The organism is Symbiobacterium sp. (genome assembly GCF_040797425.1).
Taxonomy (GTDB): Bacteria; Bacillota; Sulfobacillia; order Symbiobacteriales; family Symbiobacteriaceae; genus Symbiobacterium.
In genome coordinates, this window is sequence record NZ_JBFNEH010000080.1 from 1 (window position 1) to 9,782 (window position 9,782).

Sequence of the window (9,782 nt, forward strand, 5' to 3'; positions counted from 1 at the left end):
CCTACACAAGCGCACGATGCTCAGCACATGTTGACAAATAATCCGGGCAACAACAGCGTTTAACCTTGAGCAGGGAGGGCGGTCCCTCTACCTGTCTCGAAACGCCACCTGGCTGGACGGCGAGGCTCGCCTTCCCGTGTTCGTTCCGATCACGATCCAGCACCGTTGGACCCCCGGTCCTGCCGGATGGCAGGCCGAGACAGGCTGGGGTGACGCGCTGATGGCGGCGGTACTTTCGGATTTGAGCCTGAGCCCCTTACCTGACGTTGGTGACATCCTGGGGAACTTGGAGCGCGCCCGCCAGGAGGGCATCGACGGTTTTGTTGCGGCTCTGGTCCACCCGCCACAGGAAAACGGTCACAGGGTTCGCCCAGGCCTCGGTGTGGCGGATCTCGCCCAGCTGTTTGACTCGATAAGCAAGGCGGTGCCGTTTCTCGTCCCTGTCGAACCCAGCCCGAGGAACAAGCTGGGAAACGCAACCCGGAAGAACCGGCTCCGCAAGTGGACGGACATCGGCGTCGACGAGCGCCATAAAGCTGTGCTGGCAACCTGCGCGGAGCCGCCGACCATTCGGCTCTTCTGGCAGACCGAGGCCATGCGGGACGCCGTTACCGAAGCCCTCAACCGGGAGTTCGGCGGAGCCATAGTCGTCACCCCGGTGCAGTTCGGGGAGTTGGGCCGCCGTCTGGAACTCCAGGACGGCTCGCGGAGTGCCCAGTGGGCTGCGGTGAAGCGGCGGGCCGAAGAGGTTGCCGCTGCAGTAACGGGCGAAGCACACGGAGCAGTGGTGGAGCTTCAGTGGGACCGTCAGGGCGGGCACACCAGCCCTGCGGATCCCAAGGCGGCGATTCGCCTGGGCCTGGCCAGAGTTGGCATGGCCAGTCAGTTCCTGCAGCCGCCTGACGAGGAGCAGAAGGAACTGGTCACCGCTGAGAACCACCGGGTGACCGGAGCGGTACGTGACCTGATGCGGCAGCTTGGGATTCTGCTAGACTGGCCCAGGCCGGTGCTTCGCGGTGAGGCAGTGGCGGGAACCTCGCTGGTCGGCCTGACGACAATTCGGAAGAGCACCGGTCGAAGGGGGAGGCGGCGGTATGACACCGCGTATCTGCCGGTCATGGTCTGGATGAGCACCACAGATTCGCGGATTCTGGTGCACTACCCCGGTGCTTCCGGATGGGCGACCTATCGGGAGGCGGCCACTCAACTGGCGGTTGCGGCGGAGACCGATTGGTATGACAATCCAGCCGCTGTGCACCACTGGCTCCAAGAGCGCCTATTGCAGGACATCCTGCCCGAGGGGCGGACGCTTCTGTTGGTGGACGGGTACCGGACCCGGAACTGGTGGGGTTGGATGACCAACACCGCCGTGACCGTGGATGACTTGAAGTTCGGCGACCGGAAACAGCTGTGGGCGCCGGTCAACGACCCCCTCTGGGAGAACCTGCGCATCGTGCGTATCTTGTCGGGCGACAGCGAAGAGACGGCCCAGTGGTTTGGCACGGACGACGAGGAGAGGGTCGGAGTGCCGCACGGACTGTTCCGGCTGTCGGAGCGAACGTTCCTCAGTGCACAGGAGATACCGGGGGCGACCAAGAAGTTCTTGCGACCGAGTGACAGTAAGCTGGACAAGCCAGGAAAGCAGGGGTGGCTCCCGCGGTTGATGGAGGCGGTGGTTCTTCTCAACACGCCGGGTGAGGACCCTGCACAGTGGGCGGCGGTTGCGCATCACCTGCGGATTATGGCCTCTCACCACCGGGAGGCGCTCATGCTGCCGCTGCCTCTCCACTTGGCGACATGTCTCGAGGAGTACGTGCTGCCGCTGCCGGAGGAGGACCAAGACTGATCGCGAAGGTTGCCTGGTCGGCGGAAGGCCCTTCGGCCGATTTTCCTAGCCGGGGAGAGGAACCACCGACCGAGGTGCCTAACCAATACACATGCCAACGTCAGGAGCGGCTGGCCCCGCCGCTCCAGGGAGGTGGAGCACGGCGTGAAGATCTCGATCATCCTCTCCCACATCGACACGGGCCACATCGCCTTGCCCGAGTTTCAGCGCGGCTACGTCTGGAACCGCGATCAGGTGCGCGGCCTCTTCGATTCGCTGTACCGCCGCCACCCCATCGGCGGGCTGCTCGTCTGGGTAACCGAGTCCAAGTCGGCGGTGCACCGAGGCGAGGGTCCTCTGGCCCCCGGCGTGGTGAAGCTCCTGCTGGACGGCCAGCAGCGCATCACCTCGCTCTATGGAGTCGTTCGGGGCAGGCCGCCGCGGTTCTTCGAGGGCAACCCGCAGGCGTTCACCGGCCTCCAGTTTCACCTGGAGACCGAGACGTTCGAGTTCTACCAGCCCGTGAAGATGAAGGACGATCCCCTCTGGATCGACGTGACCGAGCTGATGCAGAAGGGGAACGACGGGATCGGCGAGTTCATCCAGCGGCTGAGCGCCCGGCCGGATCTGATGCCGAAACTCTCGACCTACTTCGGCCGCCTCAGCCGGCTGCTGGGCATCCTCGACGTGGACCTGCACGTCGAGGAGGTCGCCGGTGAGGACAAGACCATCGACGTGGTGGTCGACATTTTCAACCGGGTCAACAGCGGGGGCACGAAACTCTCCAAGGGCGACCTGGCCCTGGCCAAGATCTGCGCCGAGTGGCCCGAGGCCCGGGAAGAGATGAAGGCCAGGCTTGCGAAGTGGGAGGCCGCGGGCTACCACTTCGACCTGGACTGGCTGCTGCGCTGCGTCAACACGGTGCTCACCGGGGAGGCGAAGTTCCAGTTCCTCCACGACAAGAGCGCTACGGAGGTGCAGGATGCGCTGGAGCGGGCGTGCCGGCACATCGACACCTGCCTGAACATGATCAGCGGCCGACTGGGGCTGGACCACGACCGGGTGCTCTTCGGCCGGTTCGGCATCCCGGTGATGGTCCGCTACCTGGACACGCACCCACTGCCCCTGAACGAGCGGGAGCGGGACAAGCTGCTCTTCTGGTTCCTGCAGGCCGGTATGTGGGGCCGCTTCTCGGTATCCACCGAGACGACCATCGACCAGGACCTGGCTGCACTGGAGGGGCCGGGCGGCGGCCTCGACAGGCTGCTGGAGCAGCTGCGGCTCTGGCACGGCAGCTTGCGCGTGGAGCCGGACCACTTCACCGGCTGGAGCCTGGGCGCCCGGTTCTACCCGGTCCTGTACATGCTCGCCCGCATGGGGGAGGCGCGGGACTGGGGCACGGGCCTGCCGCTTAGGGCAAACCTGCTGGGCAAGATGAGCCGGCTGGAGGTCCACCACATCTTTCCCAAGGCGCAGCTGTACAAGCGCGGATACCAGCGGCCGGAGGTCAACGCGCTGGCCAACTTCTGCTTCCTCACCAAGGACACCAACCTGAACATCTCGGATCGGCTGCCGGAGGCGTACTTCGAGGAGGTCGAGGCGCGGCACCCGGGTGCGCTTGCGTCCCAGTGGATCCCCATGGACCGCCACCTGTGGAAGATCGAGAACTACCCCGCCTTCCTGGAGGTCCGCCGGGCGCTCCTGGCCGAGGAGCTGAACCGGCGGATGGCCGAGCTGCTCCACGGCGAGACGCGGTGGCTGGAGGGCGTCCCGGCGCCAGCGGCGCCTGTGGCTCTGGCGGCGCCTGCGCCCGTGGTTCTGGGCCAGGTGGCGGAGGATGAGGAGCAGGTCCTGGCGGAACTGAACGCCTGGATGAAGGCGCAGGGGCTGCCGACGGGGATCGTGGGCTATGACTTCGCCGATCCTGGGACCGGGCAGCAGAAGGCGGTCTTCGACCTCGCCTGGCCCAACGGCATCCAGGAGGGGCTCAGTCAGCCGGTGGCGGTGCTCCTGAACGAAAGCAGCGAGGTGCTTGCCATTGCCAGCCAGGCCGGCTTCCGGTGCTTCACGACACCCGGAGACTTCCGCCGTTATGTGGAATCGGAAATTCTGGCTGCGGCCGACTGAGCCAGGATCTACAACGTTTTTAGCCTGATCATTCAGCCTGATCGCCGAATTGCAACGACTCCTTGGTCGAGGAGCGCCCGGACGGTGGACGGAGATCGTGGTCCGTCACCCGTGCGCCCGCAGGTGATCCAGCACTCGTCGCACGTCCCCTCACGCAACTACAGAAAGGTGGCCGCACACATGGCTTTCCGCGCCTTCATCTGCGCCCCGAACCGCTCCTGGGATCCCTTCCACGTCCGCAACGAAGCCGTGGGTGTCCTGTTGGTCTACGACGACGGCAACTACGACTGCAAGTTCAAGACCGTCGAGGACCAGGGCGAAGTGCTCACGATCCTCGACGGCGTGAACTGGGACAACCCCGAAGTGGCCGACTACATCCGGGAGCGGATGGACCGGCCTCCGACCTGCGCCTTCTGGGAAGTGGAGGTGCGGGAAGGAGACACCGTCGACACCATCTTCCAGCGGATGCTGGACGCCGAGAAGGCCGCCGACGAAGGGCGCTAACCCATCGCCGCAACTCCACCGTCGGCCCCGACTCCGCCGTGCGGATCCGGGGGCCGATGCGCGCGTGAGCGTGCGGCCAGCGCGGCCCTGGTGGGCGGAGCCATCTCGAGCGTGAGTCACTGGATCGCCTACCGCCGGGGCGAGATCGACGTTCGCCGCCGGCGTTATCGATATCGGCGCCACGACCCTGGCGTACGTGAAGGGCGAGATCTCCGGTGACGAAGCCCGCGACCGCATGATCGGCACCGGCGTTTCCACGGTGGGCGGCATGTACAGCGCCTACCTCGCCGAGGCGCTTCTCGCCTCCGGCGCCGCCGTGGCCGCAGCCTCCATGGCGGGTACTGGCTGGCGTCCTCCATCTACCAGTCCTGCCAGGCGATCGCGCAGGAGGCCGAGCGGCTCGAGGCGCTCTGCGCCGAGGCCGTCCGCTTCCTGAAGGCGCAGCAGGCGGAGTTCGAGCGGCTGTGTGACGAGCGCATGGCAGAGCGCAAGCGACAGTTCGCCCGCTGCTTCGCGGCCATCGACCGGGGCATGGCGGCCAACCGGTTTGAGGAGACCACCGAAGCCCTGGCCGACCTGGCCCTCCTGTTCGGGCATGAGCTGGTGTACGGCACCTTCGCGGCGTTTGACCGGGCGATGCGGAGCCCGGGGCCGCTGGAAATCGGAGCAGTTCCACGACCGATGATCAGGGCTGCGGGGTGCCAGGCTCCAGCAGCCCTGTTGTCTGAGCATGGCACCAGCCAGCGAACGTGCATGTGATCTCGTTCACAGGAGGAGTCCCGCGATCAAAGTTCGAATGTTATAGTCATTCTGTTGTGGGAGGGAGTCCGAACCCATGCGCCGCGTGTTAGCCCTACTCGTGATGCTGACCATGATGCTCGTTCCCGCTCTGGCCCAGGCGGAGACCGCGGTCCGCCTGGTGGTGGACGGGGTCGAGGTACAGACCGACGTGGCCCCTGTCCTGGAGAACGACCGTACGCTGGTGCCCATCCGTGCAGTGACTGAAGCCCTCGGGTTTGAGGTGGAGTGGGACCAGGAGACCCGCACGGCGACCCTGACCAAGGGCGAGACGACGATCCAGCTCACCGTGGGCAGTCCGGAAGCCGTGGTCAACGGGGAGAAGGTGGCGCTCGACGTGGCCCCCTTCATCGTCTCCGACCGCATGATGGTCCCTGTTCGCTTCGTCGCCGAGGAGATCGGCCTGCTGGTCGACTGGGAGCAGGAGACCCGCACGGTGCTCATTACTTCGCAGCCGCCAGCGGATGAGGCTGCGAAGACCGGTGAGTCCGACGAGGATGGCGAGGCGGATGAGGCCGGCGAGCCCGCCGGTGTGGTCGACCCGGCCGCCCTGGAATTGCTCGCGCAGGCTCATGCCGCTTCCGAGGTGAACGTCCGGCAGACGGGCCACTTCACCGTGACCATCGAGGGCGGGCTGATTCCCGTCGATTCCGAGATGTTCCTCGAAATGTACCAGGAGACGCCGGAGCGGGCCCTCGGCTACAACACGGTGCGGGCCTTCGGGATGGAGCAGACGATCGGGGTTGCCGTACTCGACGGCCAGTACTGGATGCAGGACGAGACGGGCGCATGGGCTCAGATGGCGCTGGAGGAGATGGCGCCGACGGATCGCCTGTCTGACCCGTCCGCCCTGGTCAACCTGAACCCCGCGGAATACGACTGGGCCAGCGCCACCGTTACCCGCGAGGCCTACGAGGAGACCGAACTGCAGGTCGTGACGGTGGTCATGGACAAGGCGGGACTGGCCGCTCTGATCGGTGAGGCGTCCGAGCTGATCACCGACGTCCGGATGGAGGCCCGGTACTGGCTCAACGACGACGGCACGCTGCATCACATCGATGTGTATGTCGAGACCATCGCCGACGAGCCGGTGCCCATGCGGGTGGTCATGCAGGGCACCGTGTTCATCGAGCCCTGGGACGGGACCATCGAGTTCCCGCCCGAGATCACCGGTGCTGCCGAGTAGTCGGCGGCCGGAGCGGGGTCTTTCCCTCGATCGAGCAAGGTGTGGGGCTGCGGGAGCGGGGTTCCCGCAGCCCCTGAGCTTTTCCGCCTTCTCCCGCGATCCGCCCGTTGACAACGGGCCCGGCATCTCCCATGTCCCCCCGTCCGAAGAACCCGCCGCCGGATCGGCGGGCGGAGATCCTCGACGCCGCCCTGCGGCTCTTCGCCGAGAAGGGGTACGCCGAGGCCACCAACGCCGAGATCGCCAAGGAGGCCGGGGTCACCGCGGCGGCACTCTACTACTACTTCCCCAGCAAGGAGGAGCTGTTCAGGGCCGCGGTGCGCCAGCACATCGGGCGGTTTGTCCCGACGCTGCGGGCGCTGACGGTGCAGGCGCCCGCGGACGCCTCCGGTCCGGAGGCCGTCGGGATGATCCTCCGGAACGCGCTGGCTTTCTTCACGGAGGAGAAGACGCAGCTGGTGCTCCGGATCGTCCTGGCCGAGGGGCCCCGGCGCCCCGAGATCCGCCAGATCTGGATCGACCAGATCACCGGGATCTTCGAGTTGCTGGCCCCCTTCGTGATGAACGCCATCGCCTCGGGGCAGATCCGCCCCATCGACCCCCGGCTGATCTTCGTCCTGCTCCAGGGCCCCATGCTGTCGACCGTGATCATCCGGGACCTGCTGCAGGTTCCCGCGCTGGAGGGGCTCACCAACGACGCCGTGGTCGACGCGGTCCTGGAGACCACGCTGGCCGGCCTTCGGTCCGACGGCTGAGAGAGGAGGAACACGCCGTGCTCCAGCGCATCCTGGCCCTGGCCCAGAAGGAGTTCATCCAGATCCGGCGCGACCGGCGGAACCTGGCGATGATGCTGGTCCTGCCGATCCTCTGGCTCATCCTCTTCGGCTATGCGTTCACCTTCGACGTGGGCGAAGTCCCCGTGGCCGTCGTCGACCGGAGCGGCACGACCATCGGCGCCGCCGTGGCCGACGCGCTCCGCAGCTACAACCGCTTCGTCCCCGCCGACCTGCCGGAACCGTCTGACGCCGGCATCCGGGAGGCGATCTTCCGGGGCGAGGTGGTGATGGGCGTCCTCATCCCGCCCGGCTACGGCGACGAGGCGCATGCCGAGCTGCACATCCTGCTGGACGGGGCGAACCTCTTCGCCGCCCAGACCGCGGCCCGCCTGATCCCGGCCGCGCTGGAGCCCGCCCAGGAGGTTGTGCGGGCGGAGCTTCAGGCCCGCACCCGGGCGCATGTGGCAGAGTTGATCGCCGAGGCAGCCGAGGCGCGCAAGGCTGAGGTGCTCGAGGGAGCGGCGAGTCCGCCGTGACGCCCCTGGCGTTCCCCCGGGCAAACCTCTGCCCGGGGGTTTTCGTATTGGTTATGGGAGAACGAACAACATGAGGGAGTGGGAACCGATGAAGGGGGATCACACACGCCGTGCCAGGTGGCTGGCCTGGCTGATGCTCGCGGCGCTGCTCGTGCACGGGCCGGTGGGGGCGGGAGCGGAGGAGCCGCTGCAGCCGGAGGTGGCGGAGTACCCGGCTGAGAACTACGAACCCGGTCCGGGGTGGCCGGAGGGCTGGACGCCGCCGCCCCCACCCGAGGGCATGTCGGAGCAGATGCGGGCGGAGGTGGAACAGGCGCTCCGGGACAATCCGGATATGTATGATCGGTACGACTGGTGGGTGTGGGATCCGCTTCCTGCCTGGACCCAGGAGTATCCCTGGCACTGGGAGGAGGACTGGATGGTCTGCGGGACGACGATCCATGTGTACGCCTATCCGAAGCCGGATACGCGGTTGATCCAGCAGGTCTTCGGCCGGTCGTACGTCGTGGGGCGGCTGCACCTGAAGCCGTGCAGGTACGAGCCCATGCAGTACATCGTGGCCGTACGGGAGTTGAGTGAGGAGGAGAAGTTGGCCGAAGGGCGCGGCATCGAGTACGAGTATTGGATGGACAAGTCTCACCCTGGGCTGGGCCGAGACTATGGATACCGGCATAACGGAAGCCCGGAAGAGATCTTTGTCTTCCTCAACTTCGGCAACGCCAGCAGCCACTTCGACACTCCAGCTTACCTTGACACCACCGTCAATCGGGTTCGGGTACCCATCCGGTTCATCAGCGAGATGATGGGGGCGGAGGTCACCTGGGACCAGGCCGGGCGGCGGGTGACCATTCATTTCCCGGCAGTTACCCGTGAAGTAGTGAAAGCTGTGCCTGCGCCTGGATACGACTATCCCGACCTGATCCACCCGGAGACACACCTGCCCGACCCATACCGGTACCTGTTGCAGGAACAGACGGTGAGTGTACCCGAGCGAACCATCGTGCTGACGATCGATCACCCAGTGGCGGTGGTAGACGGGCACGAGGTGGCCTTAGACGCCCCGCCGGTGATCCGGAACGACCGAACGATGGTGCCTGTCCGCTTCATAGCTGAGCAGATGGGTGCCAAAGTTTACTGGGTCGGGGCCGAACCCATCTACCGGCTCGACGATGGGACCATGTCAGGCAGGTACCAGGTTCACATCTTCACGCCGTTCTTCCCCCTGTACGAGTACCCCAGCTGGTACCTGGAGAATCGCGCGGTGAGGTACTAAGGGGGAGCTGGAGTTATGAACTGGCGACGCTGGTTCGCGGGGGTCCTGGCCTGCTCGCTTGCCATGGTACCCAGTCCCGCCGTTGTCGCGGGCGACTGGATCACGAAGGGTGGTTCTCCGCAGCGCACGTCGACAGTCCTCGACCCTCACGGCCTGGTTGAGTTGAGTCCGTACTGGGAAACGGAGGCGTTGGGGGAGAGTGCGGCCCAACCGGCGGTCGTCGATGGAGTCATCTACCATCTGGCAGGGCCCTACCTCTGGAGGCTCGAGTTGGATGACCTCCAACGACCGGTTGGAGAAGCTGTCTTTGTGCGTGATCCGGTAAAGCGGAACCCAGTCGCGTTCAATGTGGCCCCTGGCGGGGCATTCATCGCCCCGCAGTCCAGTCCCACTTACAGTCCAGAGACCGGAGTTCTATACTTCGGAACCGGCTATGGTTGGTTGTGGGCCTACCATACCAAGGAAAGATGGTATCGACCGGCTGAACTGGACCTGGGTTGTCCCATCGTGGGTTCACCACTGGTGATCCACGATCGAGGACGAGATATTGTCGTGGTGACGGATCGACCCAACTACCCTGGGGAAGAGAACCGGCGAGTAGGGCGGCCCCTATGCTCTCGCAACCACGGCAAGGTGTGGGTGGTGCAGGGGCTCGACCGGCCGAGTGACATGGTCCGATGGCAGTACTATGAGGCAGAGACCACGAAACAAGATGAAAGCGGCTTCGGCGGCTTCATCACGCCCTCCGCCGTCATGG

At 65.8% G+C, this 9,782-nt stretch carries 8 protein-coding genes and 1 pseudogene; all 9 read left to right on the plus strand.

Features of this window, described 5'->3' with window-relative positions:
- Window positions 1–40: 40 nt before the first annotated feature.
- Window positions 41–1,846 carry an RNaseH domain-containing protein gene (locus tag AB2385_RS15940; RefSeq protein WP_367656009.1) on the plus strand — a complete coding sequence of 602 codons (1,806 nt, stop codon included), beginning with the start codon at window positions 41–43 and terminating at the stop codon, window positions 1,844–1,846.
- A 144-nt stretch (window positions 1,847–1,990) separates the two neighbouring features.
- The gene (locus AB2385_RS15945; protein ID WP_367656003.1) at window positions 1,991–3,952 is read left to right on the plus strand and encodes a DUF262 domain-containing protein; all 1,962 of its coding nucleotides are present in this window, start codon (window positions 1,991–1,993) and stop codon (window positions 3,950–3,952) included.
- Between the two features lie 180 nt (window positions 3,953–4,132).
- Window positions 4,133–4,456 carry a hypothetical protein gene (locus AB2385_RS15950; protein ID WP_273380841.1) on the plus strand — a complete coding sequence of 108 codons (324 nt, stop codon included), beginning with the start codon at window positions 4,133–4,135 and terminating at the stop codon, window positions 4,454–4,456.
- A gap of 477 nt (window positions 4,457–4,933) precedes the next feature.
- Window positions 4,934–5,215: a hypothetical protein gene (locus AB2385_RS15955; protein WP_367656004.1), complete on the plus strand. Its 282-nt coding sequence runs from the start codon at window positions 4,934–4,936 to the stop codon at window positions 5,213–5,215.
- A gap of 76 nt (window positions 5,216–5,291) precedes the next feature.
- On the plus strand, window positions 5,292–6,440 hold the full coding sequence (locus AB2385_RS15960; protein WP_367656005.1) for a stalk domain-containing protein: 1,149 nt from the start codon (window positions 5,292–5,294) through the stop codon (window positions 6,438–6,440).
- 131 nt (window positions 6,441–6,571) lie between these two features.
- Complete coding sequence (locus AB2385_RS15965) at window positions 6,572–7,195, plus strand: TetR/AcrR family transcriptional regulator (RefSeq protein ID WP_367656006.1); 624 nt, start codon at window positions 6,572–6,574, stop codon at window positions 7,193–7,195.
- Between the two features lie 17 nt (window positions 7,196–7,212).
- Window positions 7,213–7,752, plus strand: coding sequence for an ABC transporter permease (locus AB2385_RS15970; RefSeq protein WP_367656007.1), 540 nt, complete (start codon window positions 7,213–7,215; stop codon window positions 7,750–7,752).
- Between the two features lie 70 nt (window positions 7,753–7,822).
- The gene (locus AB2385_RS15975) at window positions 7,823–9,025 is read left to right on the plus strand and encodes a copper amine oxidase N-terminal domain-containing protein (RefSeq protein WP_367656008.1); all 1,203 of its coding nucleotides are present in this window, start codon (window positions 7,823–7,825) and stop codon (window positions 9,023–9,025) included.
- A gap of 15 nt (window positions 9,026–9,040) precedes the next feature.
- A pseudogene (locus AB2385_RS15980) lies at window positions 9,041–9,782 on the plus strand (hypothetical protein); the annotation flags it as partial.